General features: G+C 42.4%; 21 protein-coding genes. 6 read left to right on the plus strand and 15 right to left on the minus strand.

Features of this window, described 5'->3' with window-relative positions; translation table 11 throughout:
* Window positions 1–12 precede the first annotated feature (12 nt).
* The 12 genes from L1272_RS01275 to rsmD all read right to left on the minus strand — a co-directional run bounded on the left by L1272_RS01275 (window position 13) and on the right by rsmD (window position 14,411).
* Window positions 13–2,511, minus strand: coding sequence for an EAL domain-containing protein (locus L1272_RS01275; protein WP_235372600.1), 2,499 nt, complete (start codon window positions 2,509–2,511; stop codon window positions 13–15).
* Between the two features lie 92 nt (window positions 2,512–2,603).
* Complete coding sequence (purD, locus tag L1272_RS01280; protein ID WP_194441830.1) at window positions 2,604–3,890, minus strand: phosphoribosylamine--glycine ligase; 1,287 nt, start codon at window positions 3,888–3,890, stop codon at window positions 2,604–2,606.
* A 15-nt stretch (window positions 3,891–3,905) separates the two neighbouring features.
* Entirely contained in the window at window positions 3,906–4,727 is an 822-nt protein-coding gene (locus L1272_RS01285) for a class I SAM-dependent methyltransferase (RefSeq protein WP_194441829.1), read from the minus strand.
* A 99-nt stretch (window positions 4,728–4,826) separates the two neighbouring features.
* Entirely contained in the window at window positions 4,827–6,413 is a 1,587-nt protein-coding gene (gene purH, locus L1272_RS01290; RefSeq protein ID WP_138619132.1) for a bifunctional phosphoribosylaminoimidazolecarboxamide formyltransferase/IMP cyclohydrolase, read from the minus strand.
* A gap of 179 nt (window positions 6,414–6,592) precedes the next feature.
* On the minus strand, window positions 6,593–6,883 hold the full coding sequence (gene fis, locus L1272_RS01295) for a DNA-binding transcriptional regulator Fis (protein ID WP_002957804.1): 291 nt from the start codon (window positions 6,881–6,883) through the stop codon (window positions 6,593–6,595).
* A 21-nt stretch (window positions 6,884–6,904) separates the two neighbouring features.
* Complete coding sequence (gene dusB / locus L1272_RS01300) at window positions 6,905–7,876, minus strand: tRNA dihydrouridine synthase DusB (protein WP_054551040.1); 972 nt, start codon at window positions 7,874–7,876, stop codon at window positions 6,905–6,907.
* A 270-nt stretch (window positions 7,877–8,146) separates the two neighbouring features.
* On the minus strand, window positions 8,147–9,028 hold the full coding sequence (gene prmA, locus L1272_RS01305) for a 50S ribosomal protein L11 methyltransferase (protein WP_138619134.1): 882 nt from the start codon (window positions 9,026–9,028) through the stop codon (window positions 8,147–8,149).
* 65 nt (window positions 9,029–9,093) lie between these two features.
* A complete protein-coding gene (gene rpoD / locus L1272_RS01310; protein ID WP_054551042.1) occupies window positions 9,094–10,953 on the minus strand; it encodes an RNA polymerase sigma factor RpoD in 1,860 nt (619 codons plus the stop codon).
* Window positions 10,954–11,076: 123 nt separating this feature from the next.
* On the minus strand, window positions 11,077–12,828 hold the full coding sequence (gene dnaG / locus L1272_RS01315) for a DNA primase (RefSeq protein ID WP_194441828.1): 1,752 nt from the start codon (window positions 12,826–12,828) through the stop codon (window positions 11,077–11,079).
* A 136-nt stretch (window positions 12,829–12,964) separates the two neighbouring features.
* Window positions 12,965–13,411 (minus strand): GatB/YqeY domain-containing protein, encoded by a 447-nt coding sequence (locus tag L1272_RS01320; protein ID WP_054551044.1) that lies wholly within the window; start codon window positions 13,409–13,411, stop codon window positions 12,965–12,967.
* Window positions 13,412–13,432: 21 nt separating this feature from the next.
* Window positions 13,433–13,648 carry a 30S ribosomal protein S21 gene (rpsU, locus tag L1272_RS01325; RefSeq protein ID WP_002957797.1) on the minus strand — a complete coding sequence of 72 codons (216 nt, stop codon included), beginning with the start codon at window positions 13,646–13,648 and terminating at the stop codon, window positions 13,433–13,435.
* A gap of 145 nt (window positions 13,649–13,793) precedes the next feature.
* Entirely contained in the window at window positions 13,794–14,411 is a 618-nt protein-coding gene (gene rsmD / locus L1272_RS01330; RefSeq protein WP_194441827.1) for a 16S rRNA (guanine(966)-N(2))-methyltransferase RsmD, read from the minus strand.
* A gap of 209 nt (window positions 14,412–14,620) precedes the next feature.
* Here rsmD and ftsY point away from each other — a divergent pair, with 209 nt between their 5' ends.
* The 5 genes from ftsY to glsB all read left to right on the plus strand — a co-directional run bounded on the left by ftsY (window position 14,621) and on the right by glsB (window position 20,478).
* Window positions 14,621–16,627: a signal recognition particle-docking protein FtsY gene (ftsY, locus tag L1272_RS01335; protein WP_194441865.1), complete on the plus strand. Its 2,007-nt coding sequence runs from the start codon at window positions 14,621–14,623 to the stop codon at window positions 16,625–16,627.
* Window positions 16,628–16,680: 53 nt separating this feature from the next.
* Window positions 16,681–17,358 (plus strand): cell division ATP-binding protein FtsE, encoded by a 678-nt coding sequence (gene ftsE, locus L1272_RS01340; RefSeq protein WP_194441826.1) that lies wholly within the window; start codon window positions 16,681–16,683, stop codon window positions 17,356–17,358.
* The gene (gene ftsX, locus L1272_RS01345) at window positions 17,355–18,341 is read left to right on the plus strand and encodes a permease-like cell division protein FtsX (RefSeq protein ID WP_054551047.1); all 987 of its coding nucleotides are present in this window, start codon (window positions 17,355–17,357) and stop codon (window positions 18,339–18,341) included. The genes ftsE and ftsX overlap by 4 nt, the downstream gene beginning before the upstream one ends.
* A 272-nt stretch (window positions 18,342–18,613) precedes the next feature.
* Window positions 18,614–19,477, plus strand: coding sequence for an RNA polymerase sigma factor RpoH (gene rpoH / locus L1272_RS01350; RefSeq protein WP_054551048.1), 864 nt, complete (start codon window positions 18,614–18,616; stop codon window positions 19,475–19,477).
* Between the two features lie 80 nt (window positions 19,478–19,557).
* Complete coding sequence (gene glsB, locus L1272_RS01355) at window positions 19,558–20,478, plus strand: glutaminase B (protein WP_166340525.1); 921 nt, start codon at window positions 19,558–19,560, stop codon at window positions 20,476–20,478.
* 6 nt (window positions 20,479–20,484) lie between these two features.
* Here the strand turns inward: glsB and L1272_RS01360 are convergent, their stop codons facing one another.
* The gene (locus L1272_RS01360) at window positions 20,485–21,789 is read right to left on the minus strand and encodes an inosine/guanosine kinase (protein WP_054551050.1); all 1,305 of its coding nucleotides are present in this window, start codon (window positions 21,787–21,789) and stop codon (window positions 20,485–20,487) included.
* 180 nt (window positions 21,790–21,969) lie between these two features.
* Here L1272_RS01360 and tadA point away from each other — a divergent pair, with 180 nt between their 5' ends.
* The gene (tadA, locus tag L1272_RS01365) at window positions 21,970–22,467 is read left to right on the plus strand and encodes a tRNA adenosine(34) deaminase TadA (protein ID WP_194441825.1); all 498 of its coding nucleotides are present in this window, start codon (window positions 21,970–21,972) and stop codon (window positions 22,465–22,467) included.
* Here the strand turns inward: tadA and L1272_RS01370 are convergent, their stop codons facing one another.
* The gene (locus tag L1272_RS01370) at window positions 22,468–22,638 is read right to left on the minus strand and encodes a hypothetical protein (RefSeq protein ID WP_165385080.1); all 171 of its coding nucleotides are present in this window, start codon (window positions 22,636–22,638) and stop codon (window positions 22,468–22,470) included. It lies immediately after the preceding gene.
* A gap of 102 nt (window positions 22,639–22,740) precedes the next feature.
* Complete coding sequence (gene mltF / locus L1272_RS01375; RefSeq protein ID WP_138599644.1) at window positions 22,741–24,210, minus strand: membrane-bound lytic murein transglycosylase MltF; 1,470 nt, start codon at window positions 24,208–24,210, stop codon at window positions 22,741–22,743.
* Window positions 24,211–24,332: the final 122 nt, after the last annotated feature.

Consider the following 24,332-nt stretch of genomic DNA (forward strand, 5'->3'; position numbering starts at 1 on the left):
GTGTAACACGGCCTATTTAAATTGTGAGGCAATAAAGCTTAGATACTCATTAATCGGCACCGCTTTGCTGTAATAATAGCCTTGCCCTTGATCTGCGCCCATCTTGATCAGCATTTTTTCTGTTTCTTGGTCTTCAATGCCTTCGATGGTGATATTCATATCAAGGTTATGGGCCATATCAATGGCCGTTTTTACCACCACTTGGTTGGTAGTGTTATTCACTAAATCTAGAATAAAGCTCTTATCGACTTTAATCGTACTAAAAGAATAATTTACTAAGTAGTTTAACGACGAGTAACCAGTACCAAAATCATCGAGTACCACCTTGCTACCGAGTTTATTGAGTTCGCTGATAAAGCTGACCATTTCATCATGGTTCTTTATAAGCGCAAACTCAGTTAATTCAAACTTTAACTGATCCGCAGTAATGCCATGTTTTAGAATGGTGTTTTCGACTTTTTCGACCAGCTTAGGGATCGCGAGATTCTTAGCACTTAAATTAACGCTAATGGTATGGTCGCGATAGCCTTGTCGATTAAGCTTTGCAGCGGCTAGGCAAGCCTGATCAATCACCCATAAGCTCAATTCGTTAATTAAACCAGTGCGCTCAGCCAATAAAATGAGTTGCTCAATATCAAGATGTTTACCTGCTGTTGGCCAGCGTAATAATGCCTCTGCACCAGAAATAGCACCGCTGCGTAAACTAATAATGGGTTGTAAGTAAATAGCTAAGGTATTACTTCGCATTGCTTGTTGTAACTCAGCAGCAAGGCTCACATCCATATCAATATGAGCTTTACTAAAGTCTATATTTTGATGTTTTTGCGATAAACCTAAGTAGCCACGTTGCAGCCAAATATCAAAGCCATCATCACTCACCGGTTCAGTAATGCTATAGCGGTAATAAAGCTGAAGGTCTAAGCCTGCCACTTTATATTGCTTAGGTAGCTGCTTGCATATATTGCTAAGTTCTTGATAGATTTCTGCTTTCGATTGAATTTTGGTCGAAATAAAAGCCAGTACACCATTGCCTAAGTCAGCCACTTTTGGACTGTTATCTAACGCTGATTCTAAATTAATAAATTGCCTATTTTTATTAATTTGATGCTCTAGCGATTGGGCAACAGTGATAATTATTTGGCTGCTTTGGCTTGGCTTTAGAATGCTCATAAGGGCATTGAATTGCTCTATTTTCACTAAACAAAGGTTAGCTAGTCTTTGCTCCGAGGTAATCGCCATATAGGCTTGTTTGAGCATTGCTTGGTTGAGTAGCTCAGTTTGTTGCGTATGGGTTGCATGATACAGCGCTTTTTCACGTTGATAACAAACACGATCTGCCAGCGCCATTGCCATAAGCACAATCTCACAGAGAATGGCGACTAAAAATATGTGCCTAACAGCAAAACTGTAGGGAATAAAGCCCGTTAGTTCTAACGGCTGAATGGCAGCGCCTACAATCAGTGGCACCCACGACATGACGTAAAACTTTGCCCACCGAAAACCACTCACCAACTTTTTGTAAATCATGCAAATACATAAAATGTATAACGGCACCATGATGGCAAAAAAGATTTTCGAGGAATGGTATTCCAACATAAAAAAGCTGAGCAAACCGAGGCTGAACAGCAAGGCTAAAAAGCTGATACTGAGTTTGTATAAGCGGCAATTGTCTTTATGGTAGCGTAAGAACATGGTGCAAAAGGCGACGGTGAAAAATGCAATCGCGTAGTTACTGAAGACCACTTGCTCATTAAAAAAGATTTGCCACGATAACGGCCATAAATAAAAACCAAAGCCTAGCACTGAGCCCATAAGTAGTAGTGCTGAGATGATGTAGCCTATATAAATAAGATAGACGCGGTCACGGATCCCTAAAAATAATACCAAGTTATACAGAGCTGCCATGATCAGCACACCAATGAAGATCCCCCAAATTCCTGATTGCGAACGTAGTAGGTCTTGAAACTCTTTTTCACCATAAATATTAATAGGTGTTTTGCTAATCCCAACCGTATCTATTTTTATAATGAGGGATGTTTGTTCATAGCCCTGCATGGTGAGCATGCTGTGCGGTGTACTGTATTGAAACAAACTAAGGCCAGAGACTTTATCACCTAGCTCGGTTGTATCTATAAGCTGCCCTGTATCATCAACATGATAAACGCTAAGGTAATCAACCATAGGGTTGTCAAAGTGAATCGCCAGCTCCACAGGCTTAGCTTGACGGTTTTCTAAATCAAGCTTTAACCAATAATCTTGCGCTGCTAAATCCCATTCAACATCTTTAAAAGGGCGATGTTTAAGCTTGTCTGGCTCAGCTAAAAACTGCTCGAGTGTTAGCGCTTTACTGCTATCTATTCGATACGCCGTATTACTGTAGATGGGGGCTGTTTTATCTATGGTGTAGCGGGTAGGGCTGGCTAAATGTACAGCTAGGGTAGCAATGATAAAAAACAAAATTGTCAGAATAAGAAATGAAACAAAGTTATATTTCAGTGCTTTATTATTCAAAATTAGTTCTTTATCTAGGTAAATATTCTCATAGTGTAGCATTAAAAAAGCGCAGATAAACTGCGCTTTTTCAGAATTAGACTGGTTTGACCTTAATTCTGTTCGCGAGCAATTGCACGATAGGCGATATCAGTACGATATTCCATGCCTTCCCAGCTGATTTGATCAACTAGTTTATAAGCACGTTGCTGCGCTTCAGTTACAGTGTTGCCAAGTGCCGTAGCACACAGTACACGACCGCCAGCTGTTACTACGTTGTCGCTGTCTTGCTTAGTCCCTGCGTGGAATACTTTCTCACCTTCAGGGTAAGTAACTTGCAAGCCATTGATAGTGTCACCTTTCGGGTAGCTATCTGGGTAGCCTTTAGCTGCTAATACAACACCGACTGCTGCACGTGGGTCGAACTCGATTGCTGTTTTATCTAGTTCTTCACGGTTAGCCGCTTCGATAAGTTCAACAAGGTCAGACTTAAGACGAAGCATCATAGGTTGTGTTTCAGGGTCGCCAAAACGACAGTTGTATTCGATTACTTTTGGCGTACCATCAGCGGTGATCATTAAACCAGCGTATAAGAAACCAGTGTAAGGGTGGCCTTCTTTTGCCATACCTTCAACTGTTGGATTGATCACTTCGTTCATAATACGTTGGTGAATTTCATCAGTCACCACTGGAGCAGGTGAGTATGCACCCATGCCACCAGTGTTTGGACCTTGGTCACCGTTGTAAGCGCGTTTGTGGTCTTGGCTAGTTGCAAATGGCAGTACGTTTTTGCCATCAACCATCACGATGAAAGAAGCTTCTTCACCTTCTAAGAACTCTTCGATAACTACACGGCTTCCCGCTTCACCAAAGCTGTTGCCTGCAAGCATATCGCGGATAGCTTCTTCAGCTTCAAGCTCTGTCATCGCAACGATAACGCCTTTACCTGCTGCTAAGCCGTCAGCTTTAACTACAATTGGCGCACCTTTTTCTTTTAGGTAAGCCAGTGCTGGGTCGATTTGCTCAAACGTTTGGTAATCAGCTGTTGGAATATCGTGACGTGCTAAGAAGTCTTTAGTGAATGACTTAGAGCCTTCTAGCTGTGCAGCACCTGCTGTTGGGCCAAAGATAGCTAGACCGTTTTCACGGAATGTATCAACTACACCTAAAACAAGCGGTACTTCTGGACCAACAATAGTTAACTCAACGTTGTTTTCTTTAGCAAAAGTAACTAAACCTGCTAGGTCTTCAACGTTGATAGCAACGTTTTCAAGTTTTGGCTCTAGTGCAGTACCTGCGTTGCCAGGAGCTACGAAAACGGTGTTTACTTTAGTATTTTGTGCAGCCTTAAACGCAAGAGCGTGTTCGCGGCCGCCACTGCCGATGACAAGTACATTCATGGCGTATAATCCTATTTATAGCGGTTTTTTAAACTTCAGCGTCATACGATCACTCTCACCAATCGCTTTATACTTCGCGGCATCTTGCTCGCCTAAACGAAGGCTTGGAGGTAGTGTCCACACCCCTTTAGGATGATCTGCTGTATCAAGTGGGTTTGCATTAATGTCACTGCTTGCCACCAGTTCAAAGCCAGCTTGCTTTGCAATATCAACTACATAGCTTTGCTTCATATAACCTGATGATTTCTGATCTTCATCGCTGCGCGCTTCAGGTAGACGGTGTTCAACCACACCTAAAGTGCCGCCTGGTTTAAGTGCTTTATAAAATGCTTTAAACGCACTTAACGCGCCTTCTTTATCTTTACCCATGTACCAGTTGTGTACATTTCTAAATGTTAAGACAAGATCTGCGCCACCCGCTGGTGCAATATCAAGATGCGTCACTGGCGCAAACTCAGTTAGTTTAACTTCACTGAAGCGTGCGTCATCGCTCATCTTTTTCTTAAAACCAGCTAATGAACGTTGGTAATAACCCACCTCAGAATCAGCAGGGAAATGTGCCGCGTAGTAAACACCATGGCCTTTTACAGCTGGCGCAAGGATTTCGCTGTACCAACCACCGCCCGGCGCAATTTCAACAACGGTCATGTTTGGCTTAAAGCCAAAGAACTCAAGTGTCTCAACTGGATGGCGATATTTATCACGTGCGCTATTTTTAGCATCACGTTCACTTGATTGCACGGCTTGTGTAAGCGCTGATTCATGGCCATGGCTTAGAGCCTGTGCTGATGTCAGTGCAAGGCTGGCAACAAGTAACGTTTTTACGGCAAATTTCATCATCTATTCCTTCATTATATGGGTAATTATTATTAATCAGAATACGTGAATTTGTGGCAAACAAAAAGGGTTAAGCTATTTGCTTAACCCTTTATGTGATTAGTGGCGGAAATGGCGCATACCTGTAAATACCATTGCCATACCAGCTTCGTCAGCTGCAGCGATAACTTCTTCATCGCGCATAGAGCCACCTGGTTGAATAACAGCGGTGATGCCAGCTTCTGCAGCTGCATCAATACCGTCACGGAATGGGAAGAATGCATCCGATGCCATAACTGAACCTTTTACTTCAAGGTTTTCGTCAGCGGCTTTGATACCCGCAATTTTAGCTGAGTAAACACGGCTCATTTGGCCTGCACCTACACCAATCGTCATACCGTCACGTGCATAAACGATTGCGTTAGACTTAACGAATTTAGCTACTTTCCAGCAGAATAATAAATCTTTTAATTCTTGCTCAGTTGGTTGACGCTTAGATACAACTTTAAGGTCGCCTTGCGTTACCATGCCTAGGTCGCGGTCTTGAACTAGAATACCGCCATTAACACGCTTGATGTCGTGACCTGTTGCATTACCAGACCACTCACCACACTCTAATAAACGTACGTTTTGCTTTGCAGATACGATTTGTGCAGCTGCTTCAGATACTTTAGGTGCAATGATAACTTCAACGAATTGACGAGCAACAATTGCTTCAGCTGTGTCTGCATCAAGTTCTTTATTGAATGCGATGATGCCACCAAATGCTGATGTAGGGTCAGTTTTGAATGCACGATCATAAGCTTCAAGAATGTTGTCACCAATTGACACACCACAAGGGTTCGCATGTTTTACGATAACACACGCTGGTACGTCGAATTCTTTTACACACTCTAATGCTGCGTCAGTATCAGCAATGTTATTGTAAGAAAGTGCTTTACCTTGCAGTTGAACTGCCGTCGCAACAGATGCTTCAGTTAAGTCGTTTTCAACATAAAAAGCAGCGTCTTGGTGTGAGTTTTCACCGTAGCGCATATCTTGCTTCTTAGTGAACTGCATGTTGATAGTACGTGGGAACTTAGTCTCTTCAGCTGCTTCCTCTGTGTAGTCAGGAACCATCTTGCCAAAGTAGTTTGCAATCATGCCATCGTACTGAGCTGTGTGCTCGTAAGCAGCAATAGCTAGATCAAAACGTGTTTTATACGTTGTTGAACCGTTGTTGCTTTGCATTTCGCTGATCACACGGTCGTAATCTTTTGCATTAACTACGATAGTTACGTCTTTATGGTTTTTCGCCGCAGCGCGAACCATAGTTGGACCACCGATATCAATGTTTTCAATCGCATCTTCTAGGCTGCAGTCTTCTTTCGCAACAGTGTTTGCGAAGGGGTATAAGTTAACTACAACGATATCGATAGCAGAGATGTTATTCTCGCTCATTACGTCTTCATCTTGACCGCGACGCGCTAGGATGCCGCCGTGAATTTTTGGATGAAGTGTTTTTACGCGACCATCCATGATCTCAGGGTGACCAGTATGGTCAGATACTTCAGTGACTTTGATGCCGTTATCAGCAAGTAATTTGCAAGTACCGCCAGTTGATAAAATATCCACGCCTTGTGCTTCAAGAGCGCGAGCAAATTCAACGATACCGGTTTTATCTGACACACTTAATAGTGCGCGACGAATTGGACGATGTGTATCCATTGTAGTTTTGATTACCTCAATGTTTGAGCTAGCTTAGAAAGGCGGTATTTTAACTGAATCTGCTTTAAAAAACGACGTTTAAAGCGTGAGGATTTTGCATAGTTTTTAACAGCTATAAAAAAAGCACCCTAAGGTGCTTTTTTCAAAACTTTTATATCAGTTCTTTAAAAACTTTTATATCAGTTCATGCCGTATTTTTTAAGCTTCTTACGTAAAGTACCACGGTTGATACCTAGTAAGATTGCAGCACGAGTTTGGTTACCACGCGTGTACGTCATTACTTCTTCAAGTAATGGTGCTTCTAGCTCAGAAAGAACAAGGTCGTATACGTCTTGTACGTCTTGACCATTAAGCTGCTTTAAGTAGTGATGAACAGCTTTTTTCACTGCATCACGCAACGGCTGTGGTTTCTCGTGTGACTGTACATGAGGGTTTGTGATAAATGGAGAAGTCACGTTTTGTTCGAACATCGTTATATGTCTCTTTCTTTCTTAGTTAGCTGCTAGTGTTTTAAAGTATTCTTCTAATGCGTCGACTTGTGCCTGTGGGTTATCTAACGCATTAAATACTCGCCTAAACTGACCGTCACTGTCATGGGTTTGCAAATACCAAGATACATGCTTTCGAGCGATACGCGCTCCCATTGGCTCCCCGTAAAACTGATGAAGATTGTCTAAATGCTCCATCAAAATGCTACGCACCTCTGCAATTTCAGGTGCTGGCAAATGTTCTCCAGTTCGCAAATAGTGGTCTATCTCCCTAAAAATCCAAGGGCGACCTTGGGCGGCTCGACCAATCATAATGGCATCTGCACCCGTATAATCCAAAACCTGCTTTGCTTTTTCTGGTGAAGTAATATCACCATTGGCAACGACAGGGATAGACACTGAACGTTTAATATCCCTAATTGTGGCGTACTCTGCTTCACCTTTATACATACATGCGCGCGTTCGCCCATGTACTGCCAGTGAGGCAATGCCATAACGTTCAGCTATTCTCGCAATCTCGACACCATTACGGTTATCCTGATCCCATCCAGTACGGATTTTTAAAGTGACAGGGACATCAACAGCGTTTACAACGGCATCGAGTATCTCTTGTACTAATTCAGGAAACTGTAATAAGGCAGAGCCTGCGAGTTTCTTATTCACTTTTTTAGCTGGGCACCCCATATTGATATCTATGATCTGTGCACCATTGCTGACATTGAATTGTGCTGCCTGTGCCATAAGCTCAGGATCGGCTCCGGCGATTTGCACCGAACGAATTCCCGATTCACCGCTGTGATCCATACGGTTCATCGATTTTTCAGTTTTCCATACTTTCGGGTTTGACGAGAGCATTTCAGAAACAGCAAGGCCCGCACCTAAGCGACGGCAAAGTTGTCTAAATGGTCTGTCTGTAATGCCTGCCATTGGCGCGACAATTACATTGTTCTCAAGTTGGTATGAACCGATACGCACTGTTATTCAATTGGCCTCTTTTCAAGGGGCGCTAAGTTTACGGTTTTTTTGACAAAAATCAAAGGCTATAAATTGAACAAAAGTGACTTTTTTTTGCCCTTTTCGTATTGACTTTTGATAACAGTTTGACGGGTAGGTTGATTTGTTTGATATTTAAACAGAAATTTTTTTACTCGCAAAAAAGTGCGAAACGATTAACTGTAAAAATAAGGTAAAGCCTGTTAAATATAGGCTTTACCTATTATGTTTGAGTAAATGCTCTAGTGCTGTTTAAGCTTTTTTGACGCCGCTGACACGGGTCCATTCACCTTCAACAGCCACTTCATCAAGTGCTAAAAACGGGGCATAAACATCGGCTACAGACTGAGCTTGTTCTTCTAAAATTCCTGACATAGCAATTTTACCATTCGGTTTTAAAAGACCTAAAATCACTTCATGTAGTTCACGAAGTGGTTGAGCTAAGATGTTTGCAACCACAATATCGGCTGTAAACTCTGGTTGATCTTCAGGTAAATACACTTCAAGTTTATCTGCAACGCCATTACGTTTTGCATTATCGCGGCTTGCTTCAAGGGCTTGAGGATCTATATCGATACCGATCATACGCTCTGCCCCGAGTTTGATCGCCGCAATTCCTAAAATACCTGAGCCACAACCAAAGTCGACCACGGTTTTACCTGTTAAATCTTGGCTTTCTAGCCACTTTAAACAAAGCGCAGTGGTTGCATGGGTACCTGTGCCAAAAGCAAGGCCAGGGTCGAGCAATACATTAACCGCATCAGGGTCGGGAATATCGCGCCAACTTGGACAGATCCATAAGCGATCACCAAATTGAATAGGGTGGAAGTTATCCATCCATTCACGTTCCCAATCTTTATCTTCAAGCTGTTCAATTTTATAAACGAGCTTATCGGCGAGTGTTGCTTCAGCATTTAATGTTGCTACAACGCTGTCCATATCATGGTTTGCGTCATACAGGCCAATCACTGTGGTATCAGCCCATAACTGCACAGTACCAAGCTTTGGCTCATAAATAGGAGTATCTTTGGCATCAACATAAGTGACTGAGGCACTGCCAGTGTCCATGAGTAAGTCGCTGATTAATTCAGCGTTGTCTGCGTTTGCATTGATGCGAATTTGGATCCAAGCCATGAATATCTCTCGAATAGAAAAAAAGGCCGCAACAGCGGCCTTTTAGTTAATAACGCGATACTAAATTACTTAGCATCTAAGAAGCTTTTTAGTAAGTCAGAGCGAGAAGGGTGACGTAATTTACGTAACGCTTTCGCTTCGATTTGACGGATACGCTCACGTGTTACGTCAAATTGTTTACCTACTTCTTCTAATGTATGGTCAGTGTTCATGTCGATACCGAAACGCATACGTAATACTTTAGCTTCACGTGCTGTTAAGCCCGCTAGTACATCGTTTGTTGCGCCACGTAGTGATTCCATGGTTGCTGAATCAATAGGTGAATCGATTGTGGTATCTTCAATGAAGTCACCTAAGTGCGAATCTTCATCATCACCGATTGGTGTTTCCATTGAAATTGGCTCTTTAGCGATCTTAAGTACCTTACGGATCTTGTCTTCAGGCATTAACATACGCTCAGCTAATTCTTCTGGGCTCGGCTCACGACCCATCTCTTGTAGCATTTGACGAGAGATACGGTTTAACTTGTTGATCGTCTCAATCATGTGCACAGGAATACGAATGGTACGTGCTTGGTCAGCAATCGAACGTGTGATTGCTTGACGGATCCACCATGTTGCATAAGTTGAGAACTTATAACCACGGCGGTATTCGAACTTATCAACCGCTTTCATTAGACCAATATTACCTTCTTGGATAAGGTCTAAGAATTGTAAACCACGGTTGGTGTATTTTTTCGCAATTGAAATTACAAGACGTAAGTTCGCTTCAACCATTTCTTTCTTCGCACGGCGAGCTTTCGCTTCACCAATACTCATACGACGGTTGATGTCTTTAATTCGTTCGATGCTAAGGCCAGTGCTTTCTTCAATCGCACTTAGTTTGCTGATGCAACGAATGATTTCTGGTTTAACTGATTCAAGTGCTACTGAGTATTTCTCGTTTGCAGCAATCTCAAGGTCGATCCAGCTTGTGTCTGTTTCGTTATTTGCAAAGTGCTTGATAAAGTTCTTTTTCGGTAACTTAGCAATTTGTACAGCTTGCTTCATGATGATACGTTCTTGTACACGAACGCGGTCCATCATTTCACGCATGTTGTTAACCATGCGGTCAAACTGTTTTGGCACTAATTTAAATGTTTTAAATAGTTCGCCGATTTCTGCAATAGCTACAAGTGAGTCAGGGTGTGAGCGACCTTTTTCTTCGAACGTTTCGCGTGCTTTGTTATAAAGCTCACGTAAGTTTTCGAAGTGAATACGGGCTTCTTCAGGATCTGGACCTGTGTCGCCATCGTTATCATCATCGTTATCATCATCACTATCTTCGTCATCATCGTCTTCGTCGTCTTCTTCGTCGAGTTGCTCTTCGTTTAACTCAGAACCGATGTGTGTTGCAGAAATTTGTGATTCGTCTTCATTATTAGGATCAAAGAAGCCAGAGATAATATCGCTTAAGCGCATTTCTTCAGCTTCGAATTTGTCCCATTGCTCTAGTAGATAAGTAATTGCTTCTGGGTATTCAGCAACTGAAATCTGTACTTGGTTAATACCTTCCTCAATACGCTTAGCGATTACGATTTCGCCTTCACGCGTAAGAAGTTCAACAGTACCCATTTCACGCATATACATACGTACAGGGTCAGTTGTTCGACCGATCTCTTTTTCTACAGTCGCAAGTGCAGCTGCCGCGGCTTCTGCTGCGTCTTCGTCTGTCGTTGTTTCTTGCATCATTAATTCATCGGCATCAGGTGCGTTTTCACTTACCTTGATACCCATATCATTAATCATGCTAATGATATCTTCTACCTGATCTGAGTCGATAATGTCTTGTGGAAGGTGATCATTAACTTCTGCAAAAGTTAAATAACCTTGCTCTTTACCTTTTTGAATCAGAAGCTTTAATTGTGACTGAGGAGTTGGATCCATAGAGATTTATTCTTCCACTCTGAAAGTTGATACAACAGGCGCCAGCTCGCTTACTAATTAAGCGACACGAAAACTAACTAGACGCAGTGAATAGCACAGTATAACAGCATTATTCAATTCTGACTAGCTGTTGCTGCCTTTTAACGCTTGCGTTAGTAAGTGGCATTCCAGCCTTTCTTCGCTGCTTAAGCCTTGGGTCTTGTCTTTTATTAATAGGGTCTCTAGTCGATAATTTAAACACTGGTCTTCAATAAATTTAAAAGTATTTTTAAAAACCGTCTCTAAACGATCGTCATTTATTTGATGCTGCCAAGTGGCTAATTTCACCAGCGCGTCATATTCAGCGCCATCCCTAAATGACTCTAAAATTTGTGCGGTGGTGATACCTTCACGTTCTAGTGCTAAGTGCTGAATGCGTAAAAATAGCTCAATACCGGCTATTTTCATCTCAGCTAACTCTGGCATATAAGCAATGCTGGTCGCCAAATTTGGGTGTTGCAATAAAATACCAATCGCTTGGCGCATCGGCGTTATTTTAAATTTACGCTCAATCGCATGCTGTTGCTTTGGCGACTTAACGCGAGTATTTAATTGCTCTCTTGTTCGACCAATTAAGCGGCCAAGATGTTCCAAAATATTTTCTTGGTAAAAATCACTAGGGATTTTTTCAATTAGTGGCAGGGCATCACTAAGGAGCTTTGCTTTACCTGCGTCTTGAGTTAGGTCTATCTCTTGGCTGAGCTTATTAAACAGCACCTTAGTAAAATCATCCGCTTCGCTTAACCTAGCTTCAAAAGCGTCTTTACCTTCTTGTTGTACCAGTGAATCAGGGTCTTCACCATCTGGTAAAAACACAAACTTTAACGACTTACCATCACCAAGATAAGGCAGTGCATTTTCTAGTGCACGCCAAGCTGCATCGCGACCTGCACGGTCACCGTCGTAGCAGCAAATCACTTTATCTGTGGTTCTAAATAAAGTGTGCATATGTTCTGCGGTCGTTGCTGTGCCAAGGGCGGCAACGGCATATTCGATGCCTTGCTCAGCTAAAGCAACAACATCCATATAACCTTCAACAATTAAAATATGTTCAAGCTTTTTGTGAGCTTGCTTGGCTTCGTATAAACCATAAAGCTCAAAGCCTTTATGGAAAATACGGGTTTCTGGTGAATTAAGGTATTTAGGACCTTGATCCGCTTGCATAACACGGCCACCAAATGCAATCACCCGACCGCGTTTATCGCGAATAGGAAACATGAGTCGATCACGGAAGAAGTCAAATTGACGACCAGGCGATTTTTCAGAGGCTAGCTTTAGTTCTACAAGCTGCTCTTTTTGTTCTTTATTGCGGCCAAGTTGCTGGCATAGCGCTTCCCATTCACTAGGCGCATAACCAATCATGAATTTTTTCGCTGTTTCACCGCTTAAACCACGACCCTTGATATAATCGATAACCGTTTTCGAGTTGGCATGATGCTTTAATTGATGTTGGTAAAAGCGAGCAGCATGTAACATTAAATCGTAATCAGAGCGCTTTTGTTCTGCAGTGCGTTGCGGGCCTGAGCTTGTGCCTTGTTCGCGAGGTACGTCTAAATTGAGCATACTCGCTAATTCTTCAATGGCGTCAACGAACTCTAATTTGTCGTATTCCATGACAAATGAAATTGCATTGCCATTGGCACCACAACCAAAGCAGTGGTAAAACTGTTTATCTTGAGAAACGGTAAATGAAGGTGATTTTTCGTTATGGAATGGGCAACAGGCTTGATAGTCTTTACCTGCTTTTTTAAGGCCAACTCTCGAATCAATTAACTCAACAATATCTGTGCGAGCGAGTAAATCATCAATAAACTGTCGAGGGATCTTTCCGGCCATAGCTGTTGTATTTTCCTGCGCTATCTATGCGTTGTAAAATAAGATTTGAACACAATTACTGTGTTTATGAAAGACTAAAAGCAAGAAACCGAGCACTAGGCTCGGTTTGCTTGAATCATACATCTGTATGTGGGGGTTAAGCAGTTAATCGTTGCTTAATTAAGCCAGAAATCTTACCTAAATCGGCACGACCTTCAGCTTTGCTTTTGATAACTCCCATTACCTTACCCATGTCTTGCATACCCGCTGCGTTTGTATCAGCTATAGCCGAGTCAATAAGAGCAATGATTTCTTCTTCACTCAATTGTTGAGGTAAGAATTCTTCAAGTGCTTTAATCTCACTGGCTTCAATTTCAGCTAAATCTTCACGACCCGCATCAATGTACTGGGTGTAAGAATCGCGACGTTGCTTAACAAGCTTTACTAAAACAGCGGTAATACCGTCGTCGTCAAGCGTAATTTGCTCGTCAATCTCACGTTGCTTGATTGCAGCAAGTACCATGCGGATAGGCTTAAGACGTTCTTTGTCTTTTGCCTTCATCGCATCTTTTTGCGCATCTTTTAGCGTTAATAAAAGGCTCATTTATACAAGACCAAATACTGATTAGTATAATTTAACGCGACGTGCGTTATCGCGAGAAAGCTTCTTCATGTGACGCTTTACTGCAGCAGCTTTTTTACGCTTACGCTCAGCTGTTGGTTTTTCATAGTGCTCGCGACGACGAACTTCTGAAAGGATACCTGCTTTTTCACATGAACGCTTGAAGCGACGAAGTGCTACGTCAAACGGTTCGTTCTCTCTTACTTTAATTACTGGCATTAAAAATTCACCTACCTAAATAATGAGCGTTGCTCAAGTTGATCGAATAACGACCAAGTGGTTCAAAAATGGTGCGGTATTGTAATCCGAAGCAACACCACATGTAAAGAATAATATTAACAGAAACTAGGTTTGCAAAACAGTGTTAATTTGTCTGGCGTTGATATAGCCGACAAATTACTTGTCCGGCAGTTTTTTCTTTTAAAAGCATCCAGTTATCTGGTGAGCTTAGGTCGCTTAGTTCGCTTTCGACCTCAACATATATAAGTGCTTGGGCAGATAACCAGTTATTTTTTTCGAGTAAAAAACAACTTTTTTCAGCCAAGTTTTGTCGAAATGGCGGGTCAACAAAAATTAGATCAAATTGCTCGTTTTGCGTGTTTTGTTCTAATAATGAAAGGCTATTGCCTTGTTTTACGACGGCATTATCCAATTTAAGCGTGCTAATGTTTTCTTTTAGCTGGCTAGCGGCACTTTTATCTAGTTCGAAAAACACAGCATGATCAGCAAAGCGCGATAAAGCTTCAAACCCTAAGCCGCCAGAACCAGCAAAGCAGTCAAGAACAGCTACGCCTCGGGTATCTTGCATGAGCCAGTTAAATACTGTTTCTTTTATACGGTCTGTGGTTGGACGCAAGCCTTGCACATCTTTTACTGGTAATTTTCTACCACGAAATTGCCCACTAATAATACGAATAAAACCATTTGCTGATTTATTGTTCGCTGCTTTTGCTTGGCGGTTAGCTGTTGATTTTTTTCTCATTTAACTCACTAATCATTGGTAACTGACCCCTAGCTCAGATAATATTGTATGCAATAGCTAGCGTGTCATTTTTCTACTGCGCTAAAAGTGATAGTATTGCGACCTTAGCGATAGATGGTACCTGTTTATGTTTGGCTAAAAAGCTGAACTGTCACCAAACTATTATTCATGTAAGTTTATCAGATTTTTATAAGTGGTTATTAGCAAGTATGGCAAAAAAAAGTAAATTCCTGTCTTGGTTTGGTTTTGGCAAATCAGATAAGCAACAAGCAGAGCAAGCAGCAAAAGAGGCTGATAACCAGAAGCAAATAGAAGAACAACAGCGAATTGAAGCCGAAAAGGCAGAAGCTGAACGTTTAGAGCAAGAACGCATTGCGGCAGAAAAGGCAGAAGTTGAGCGTTTAGAGCAAGAACGCATTGCTGCTGAAAAGGCAGAAGCTGAGCGTTTAGCTCAAGAGCAGCAAGCGGCAGAGCAGCAACGTCAAGAACAACAAGCTCGACTTGCTGAGCAAGAAGCAGCAATGAAATTAGAGCAAGAACGTGCTGCCGCAGAACAGGCGCAGCGTGAAGCAGAGCAAGCTGCTGCAGAAAAGGCGGAAGCGGAGCGCCTAGAGCAAGAGCGTATTTCGGCAGAAAAGGCGGAAGCGGAGCGTTTAGAGCAAGAACGCATTGCAGCAGAAAAGGAAGAAGCTGAACGTATAGAGCAAGAACGTATCGCAGCAGAAAAGGCGGAAGCTGAGCGTTTAGAGCAAGAACGCATTGCAGCAGAAAAGGCAGAGGCGGAGCGTTTAGAACAAGAACGTATCGCGGCAGAAAAGGCAGAAGCGGATCGTTTAGAGCAAGAACGTATCGCAGCAGAAAAGGTGGAAGCTGAGCGTTTAGAACAAGAACGTATTGCTGCAGAAAAGGCAGAGGCGGAGCGCTTAGAGCAAGAGCGTATCGCGGCAGAGAAAGCGGAAGCTGAACGTTTAGAACAAGAGCGCATTGCAGCGGAAAAGGCAGAGGCGGAGCGCTTAGAGCAAGAACGTATCGCTGCAGAAAAGGCAGAAGCGGAACGTTTAGAGCAAGAACGTATCGCAGCAGAAAAGGCGGAAGCGGAACGCTTAGAGCAAGAACGCATTGCTGCAGAAAAAGCAGAAGCGGAACGTTTAGAGCAAGAACGTATCGCAGCAGAAAAGGCGGAAGCGGAGCGTTTAGAGCAAGAGCGTATCGCGGCAGAGAAAGCAGAAGCGGAGCGTTTAGAGCAAGAGAAAGTAGCTCAAGCCGCTGCTGAAAAACCAAAGAAAGAAGGTTTCTTCGCACGCCTTAAAAAAGGTTTATTAAAAACTCGCGTTAATATTGGTTCTGGCTTTGCGTCTATTTTTAGTGGTAAGAAAATTGACGATGAGTTATTTGAAGAACTAGAAACACAATTACTAACAGCCGATTTAGGTGTTGATACAACAATGAAGTTGATTGATAACCTAACCGATGCCGCTGATCGTAAGCAGTTAAAAGATGGCGATGCTTTATATGAGTTAATGAAGCAAGAAATGGCAAGTATGCTTAAAACCGCTGAGCAGCCGCTGGTTGTAAGTGGTGACAAAAAGCCATTTGTTATCTTAATGGTGGGTGTAAATGGGGTAGGTAAAACTACCACGATTGGTAAATTAGCGAAGCAGTTCCAAAACGAAGGTAAGTCAGTGATGCTTGCTGCGGGTGATACATTCCGTGCTGCAGCGGTTGAGCAGCTGCAAGTATGGGGTGAGCGTAATAGCATTCCTGTGATTGCCCAGCATACAGGTGCAGACAGTGCGTCAGTGGTTTTTGATGCATTTCAGGCGGCAAAAGCCCGTAATGTTGATGTGTTAATCGCTGATACAGCAGGTCGCTTGCAAAATAAAGATAACCTAATGCAAGAGCTTGAGAAAATTGCCCGTGTAATGAAGAAAATTGACCCAGATGCGCCGCATGAAGTTATGCTAACTATTGATGCAGGCACAGGTCAAAACGCAATTAGCCAAGTTAAATTATTTAATGAATGTGTTGGTTTAACGGGCATTACTTTATCTAAACTAGATGGTACCGCTAAAGGTGGTGTGATTTTCGCCGTTGCAGATAAATTTAATATCCCAATTCGTTACATTGGTGTTGGTGAAGGTATTGATGATTTACGTACCTTTAATAGTAGTGACTTTATTGATGCACTATTTAGCCAAGACGAGGATGACGCATAATTAACTAAAGGGAGTTTGCTCCCTTTTTCGCTGCAAGATGATTGATAACTAAAATGATAAATTTTCAGCAAGTCAGTAAAACATACCCAGGTGGCCATCGTGCCCTTGAAAAAGTCAGCTTTCATATTAAGCCTGGCGAACTGGCCTTTTTAACTGGGCACAGTGGCGCAGGTAAAAGTACCCTATTGAAGCTTATTAGTTTGATGGAGCGTCCATCGGCAGGGCAGGTGCTTATTAATGGTGTTGATTTAAATGCTGTTAAATCACGTCAGATCCCTTACGTGCGCCGCGATATTGGTATCATCTTTCAGAATCACCGCTTACTAGAACGTTACTCAGTGTTTGATAATGTTGCCTTACCTTTAATTATTGAAGGTACGCACCACAAGCAAATAGCTAAGCGTGTTCATGGTGCGCTTGATAAAGTCGGGTTACTTGATAAAGCGAAGTGTAATCCTGCAACCTTATCAGGTGGTGAGCAGCAGCGTGTGGGTATTGCTCGCGCTATCGTTAATTCACCGCCAATTCTATTAGCTGATGAACCAACCGGTAACTTAGACCCTGAGCTTTCAATGGACATATTACGTTTATTCGAAGACTTTAATAATCATGGCACAACCGTGCTGATTGCAACCCATGATATTGGCTTAATTGCGCGTATGCGTTATCGCAGTCTAACACTGAAAGATGGCCGCATGATTGAGGATCCGTTAGCTGAGGTGGCACTATGAGTTTATTGTTTAAAAGCCGCAACAGCCAAAACGAACGTCAGAAAAAGTCATTTTTAGCAGCGCCTTATTTCTTCTTTATTAATCTTATTCGCCAAGGTGTGCATAGCCTCGGTGAAATGTGGCGAACGCCTTTAGCTTCATTGATGACCATTGCCGTATTAGGATTAAGCTTAACACTGCCAGCGACGCTTTATTTAGTGGTTAAAAATGTCTCGCAAGTGAGCAGTGGTTTTGAAGATGCAGCAGAGATTTCGTTATTCGTAAAAGAAACTATGAGCGAACAGCAAACGCAAACCTTGGTTAAGCGTTTAGCACTCTACCCTGAAGTAGATAAAGTAGAGTTTATATCAAAGGGCGATGCCCTCACTGAATTTAAACAAGTATCAGGATTTGGCCAAGCACTTGAATATTTAGATGCGAACCCGTTACCTGATGTTGTTATCGTAACGCCGACAGCACGATACCGTCAGCCAAATACAGCAAAACAATTACTGCAAAAGCTTGAAGGCGAAAGAGAAGTGGATTTTGGTAAACTCGATATTGCTTGGCTTGAGCGATTAAATGCACTTTTAAGTTTATTAAAAGAAAGCGTGATCACCATTGCTCTACTATTATTAACCTCCGTCACCCTGATCATTGGTAATACTATCCGCTTATCAATCATGGATAAGAAAGATGAAATTCAGGTGATGAAGTTAGTTGGGGCGACAAACACCTTTATTCATGCGCCATTTTTATGGACAGGGATTTGGTACGGTATTATTGGCGGTTTGTTCTCTTTTATTTGTGTTGCATTAATGATGTGGTGGCTTGGTGCTGCTGTAAGTGATGTTGCGGGTGTTTATGAAACCAGCTTTGACTTAATTGGTTTAACACTCACAGAGTTTGGCATTTTAGTCGCTCTTGCAACAGGGTTAGGATTTGTTGGTTCTTACCTATCAGTTAACCGCTATATAAAAGAAATTGAACCCGATAAAGTGTAGCTATCAGCGCTATTATTTTAGCGCTTTTGCTTGTCGTTAATTTGTCATATTAAGCCTTTATGCTGTTTGTTTAGATTTTGAATGGTGGGCTATATATCTTTCAAAATACCTTTAAAAGCTAGAATTCATCGCTTATTCAGCGCCTTAAAGTAAAATAAAATTATCTTAAAAAAACCACTTGATTTGAACTTTAAAAAAGTTTTTAATTGAAGTTAGCACTCTCGCTTAAAGAGTGCTAAGATGGTTTCAAATGTTTATCACTGAGGTGAAAAATGAGTAAAGATTTATACGCAATGGCACTTACTGCAGGTCAACAGAGCGCAAGTATGGACGGCTACCTTCAAGCGGTTAGCACTATTCCTATGCTTGATGCAGAGAAAGAAAAGCAGTTGGCGACACGTCTTCAGGAAGAAGGTGATCTTGAAGCTGCGAAGCAACTCATTATGTCGCATCTACGCTTTGTTGCTCATATTGCGAAAAGCTATTCAGGTTATGGCTTACCGCAAGCTGATTTAATTCAGGAAGGTAACATCGGTCTGATGAAAGCGGTAAAACGTTTCGACCCAAGTGTAGGTGTTCGCTTAGTTTCATTCGCAGTACACTGGATCAAAGCTGAAATTCATGAATACGTACTGAAAAACTGGCGTATCGTGAAAGTTGCAACAACAAAAGCGCAACGTAAATTATTCTTCAACCTGCGTAAAAACAAAAAACGTTTAGGTTGGTTTAACCAAGCTGAGGTTAGCACCGTTGCTAATGAGCTAGGTGTAAGTGAAAAAGAAGTACGTGAGATGGAATCACGTATGAGTGGCCAAGATATGGGCTTTGACTTAACGGGCGACGACAATGACGACGCACCAACAAGCACATACTCGCCAGTACAGTATTTAACAGATGGCAGTGCTGACCTTGCTGATGATATCGAAGAGCAGCAATGGCAAGAACAGTCTCATGCACGTTTATTCAGCGCGTTAAAAACCCTTGATGAACGTTCTCAAGACATCGTAAGTGCACGTTGGTTAGCTGACGATAAAGCAACATTACAAGAGCTTGCTGAGAAATATAACGTTTCAGCAGAACGTGTTCGCCAGCTAGAAAAAACAGCGATGAAAAAACTGCAATCAGCTATGAGCTAATAGCAATCGCTATAGCAAACCATCTTTAGTAGACTATAAAGCCTCGCAAATGCGGGGCTTTTTGTTTTAAAGGACGCGGTATGTCACAGATTGATTATCAACATGTATTAGATGAAATCACAAAAGAAGTTCAACCATTACTGAGCCAAGGTAAGGTTGCTGATTATATTCCTGCGCTTGCAGAAGTTGAGCCAAACCAGTTTGCCATTGCTATCCATACAGTTGATGGGCAAACCTATTGCGCGGGTGATTGTGGTGCGCGTTTTACGATTCAATCTGTTTCGAAAGTAATGACCTTAACCTTAGCACTTCAGCGTTATGGTGATGAGCTTTGGCAGCGAGTCGGTAAAGAGCCATCAGGCACCGCTTTTAACTCACTTACACAGCTTGAGTTTGAACAGGGCATACCACGCAACCCATTTATTAATGCCGGCGCGATTGTCACCTGTGACGCGTTATATAGCCGTTTATCTGCGCCGATGCACTCTATGCTTGAGTCATTTCGTCAGTTATCAGGAAATGCTCAGGTTGTTATTGATAAGAAAGTGGCAAATTCTGAATATGAGTTTCGTCATCGCAACGCCGCGATGGGGCATCTAATGAAGTCATTCGGCAACTTTAATAATGAAGTTGATGATGTGTTATGGGCTTACTTTAACTTCTGTGCCATAGAGCTAAACTGCGTAGAATTAGCAAAAGCTTACAATTACTTAGCAAACCAAGGTAAAGATGCCAATGGCCATGAAGTACTTAGTGCAAGGCAAAATAAGCAGTTAAACTCGTTACTGTTTACCAGTGGTTTATACGATGCAGCTGGGGATTTTGGCTACCGTGTTGGTATGCCGGGTAAGTCAGGGGTATCGGGTACTATTTTAGCTGTGTTACCAAATCAATTTACTGTGGCTGTGTGGGCGCCTAGACTTAACTCGTATGGTAACTCAGTGGCTGGGATAGCGGCTCTTGAGCGTTTATCCCAGAAACTGGATATTTCGATTTTTTAGTGGAGATTATTGATCCCAGTAAACTTGCTCTAAACAATCTTCACGTTCAGGTAAACCACGCGATAAACGTGGCGAGTGCTGAACAAGTACTTCATAACTTGCACGGTTAGCGTATTTACTAATTTGTGCAAGCGATGAGTAGGTCATAGCAGGTTGCTGATGCTTCGCTGAGTTTGCCACATTAAGTTTGTGGTAAACGTTTGCTGATAGGTCATGCAGTACCGCAGCCAGAGCACAATCGCCTGCGCCATTGGTATTTTTAATACTATCTGGGCCGCCCATAAACGGTGCTGTATGGCTGTACGCACGAATAGGGTTTTGGCAGTCGTCTTTACGCATTGCGCGCGAAAATTCATAACGGTTAAAGTCAGCAATCGCGCCTGGTAATAACGGGTATTCTGTTTCACGCTTGAATGAGTCGTCGACGTAACCGGCCATAAACAAGCCTTTTTCGCCAGCTGTACAAATAACTAAATCAGTCCAATCAAGCGCTTTGTCGGCAGCTAGAAGCGGATCTTCAAAGCCGGTAATCGCAAGGCCTTCCTCTTCGTTCATAGCAAGAATATCAACATGCTCTTTTACAAAGTCAGCCCACCAAGTAGGGTCTTGTTCAATCAAGAACTTAGTACCAAGGGTTAAAACCACAGGGACACCTGCATCATTGGCATATTTCACTGCCTGCATGGTGGCTTCTGTCATGGTTTCATCACCTTGAGTACGCATTAGGTATGCGCTGATCACCAGTGCTGATGAATTCTCAATAAGTGCCTGATCGATTGATTCAGGGCGCAGATGATTCATAAGCCCCGCGCTGATTGCGAAGGTACGTTCACCGGTCTCGTCAATTAAAGTAAAACAACGACCAATAGGGCCATCTACAGGCTGAAGGTAGTCAAGGTCAACGCGGCTAGAAGTGTTACATAAAAAACGGTATGCATAGCTGCCGATTTTGATATTTTCACTCATTACCCCTAAAAGTACTGATCGGTCATCAGCTAGGGTAGAGTAATTGTGCATGGTGTTACCTACCGTACCACCGGCAAACTCATAATCGATCATATTGTCGAGTTTTAGTCTGTCGTATAGTGCGTTGGTAATATCGTTATCGATCACTTGCGACATGCCACGGCGCAATTGAAATTCATCTAGGAAAGCTTGATCAACTTTCGCTTCAATATCTACCACAATTTGGTCGATACCCGTAATATAACTACGTTGTAGTCGGTCGGTTGAGTTAAGTTGATTCGTCAGTGGATCTTTGGCTTCCACCGGAAAATAATGTTTATGCCTGCGGCGTCCAGGAAATTTCATTTGCTACCCGTGTTGTAAGCTAAATAAAAAAAGCGCGAGATTATAGCGCAATATGGGTCCATTGAGCCATGAAAAAGCCACTAAATTTTGCGTTAATTTTTAAGTGTAGCAGTATTTAATGCCGACATTTTTCACTAACTAGGTATAATTACTCACAGTTTTACAATATTTGTGTGATATATGAGCGAACAATTTAGCGACCAATATTGGATGGAAAAAGCATTAAACTACGCCAATGAAGCGGCTGCTATTAATGAAATTCCGGTTGGTGCTGTGCTGGTAAAAGACAATCAACTGATCTCCTATGGTTATAACCGCTCAATTATCGATAACGACCCATCCGCTCATGCTGAAATGATGGCAATCCGCGAAGCAGGTAAAGCTCTTAATAACTACCGATTAATCGATTGCACCCTGTATGTAACGTTAGAACCTTGTTCTATGTGCGCAGGTCTGTTGGTGCATAGCCGTATTAAGCGATTGGTATTTGGTGCTAAAGATGCCAAAACGGGATCGGCAGGATCAATTATGAATCTGCTGCAAGAACCTAGGCTTAATCATCAAGTTGAAGTAACCGGTGATGTACTGAGTGAGCAGTGTGGGGCGGTAATTTCAGCGTTTTTTAAGCGTCGTAGAGAAGAGAAAAAGGCGGCAAAGCTGGCTGCTCGCAACGCCTAGTTATACAACCGGCGTTGCAGGAACTTGTGCTTCCATTAACTGCATCGCAAATAAGCGGCGACGCCAAATAACTTTTTTGTGTGTATTACGTAGCATGATACGACGGCGGGTCGCCGTTGAGTAAATAACATTACGCTTGAACTTATGTGTCGTGCGTCTTCTTTTTAACATGAGTGCTCCTTAAGTGAGAGTAAAGCATGGCATGGTCCGTTCCATTTCTACTAAAAGATAATGATCATTTGATGACAAGTAAACAGATTTCGGTGCTTGAGGTTAGTTGTTTTCTAATTCTTGCTGCTCTGAGTCGGTTTGTTGCGTGTTGTCATTTGGCTTTGGTTCGCTCGCTTGCGCTTCAGGTTTAGCTTCTTCAGTGCTTTGCTCTTCTTCGCTTGGGTTAGCAATCGCATCATTTTCATCAAGCCAAACCAGTGCGTCGTAATAGCGACGAATATTATCAACGTATTTTACTGCAACATCGCCACGGGCATAACCATATTTGGTTTTTCGATAGTAACGCTTTTTAATTAAAAGCGGTAAGCGCTTTTTAACATCAGCCCACTTATCGGGGCTTGCACCTTCTTGCTCGGTAATAATGCGTGCGTCGTTGACGTGTCCCCAGCCAACATTGTAAGAGGCTAAGGCAAACCAAGTTCTGTCGGGCTGCGGAATGCGTTCAGGGATCCAAGAAATTACTTTGGCAAGATACTGCGCACCGCCTTTAATATTTTGCTCAGGCTCTAGGCGATTTGTTACGCCGACCTGTTTTGCCGTTGCTTGGGTTAGCATCATAATACCGCGAACACCAGTTGGTGACTTAGCCCTTGGGTTCCACATCGATTCTTGATAACTCAAAGCTGCCAGTAATCGCCAGTCTATGTTACCTGCGTATTGCTCAAACCAAGGTTGATATTTGGGTAAGGTGTCTTTTATGGCTTCGATATAAGCAAGTGTGTTCACATAATTAAACTGGCGAACATGGCCGAAGTATTTTTCTTCTAACACATAAAGCTGGTTGCTTTGTTTTACGTCGCCAAAAAATGGCACCATGAGGGCATATAAAGAGTCATCACCATCTTTTCTTAGTAACCAAGCGATAGGATCATTACGGGTAACCGAAAAGCCGATACTCAAGTTTGGGTGGTAGCGGCGAAACAGCGATAAGGTGTGCGAGTCTGCTAGGGTGTAATCAATTTCACCGTCGATAACAGCTTGCAGAAGCTCTTCTTCATCCATATCTTCTGTTTCGTTCCAGCTAAGTTCTGGATTAAGTTGTTTTAATTGTTGTAGTGCCAACGAGTGACTGCTTTTGGCGAGAACAGTCAGATTGCCGGTTAAATCCGCAAATTCACGGGGTCTATTACGGCCTTGTTTATAAACTAATTTTTGGCTTATTGTGCGATAGGTTGGGCCGAAGCGGTAATGCTCAGCCCGAATCGTATTATAGGTAAGACCTGACGCTATAATATCTAAATCGCCACTTTCTAAGCGTGCGAACATATCGGATAGATTAAAAAAAGGCACCATTTCAAGCTCAACACCAACATAGTCAGCAAATTCTTGGGCGAGCTCATATTCAAAGCCTTGCACACCTTGTGGAGCCTGATAGTAATTACTCGCGCCAGCTAATGTGCCGACTCTAATTTTGTTCTGCGCCTTGATATGAGCAAGTTGCGACGGTTGCTGTTGCATATCGCACGCACATAACATGAGCACTAAACTAAAAATAGCGAGTAACTTTTGCATAAATTATAAATGCCCCTTAAACCATTATCTTAGTGTTATAACAAAACTTCTAAGCCACGTCACTTGGCGAATAGTGTTATAGATCTATTTAAAAATTAATAACTATAACAAGGCAGCTGGTA

It is taken from the genome of Pseudoalteromonas sp. PAST1 (assembly GCF_021532515.1).
Taxonomy (GTDB): Bacteria; Pseudomonadota; Gammaproteobacteria; order Enterobacterales; family Alteromonadaceae; genus Pseudoalteromonas; species Pseudoalteromonas simplex.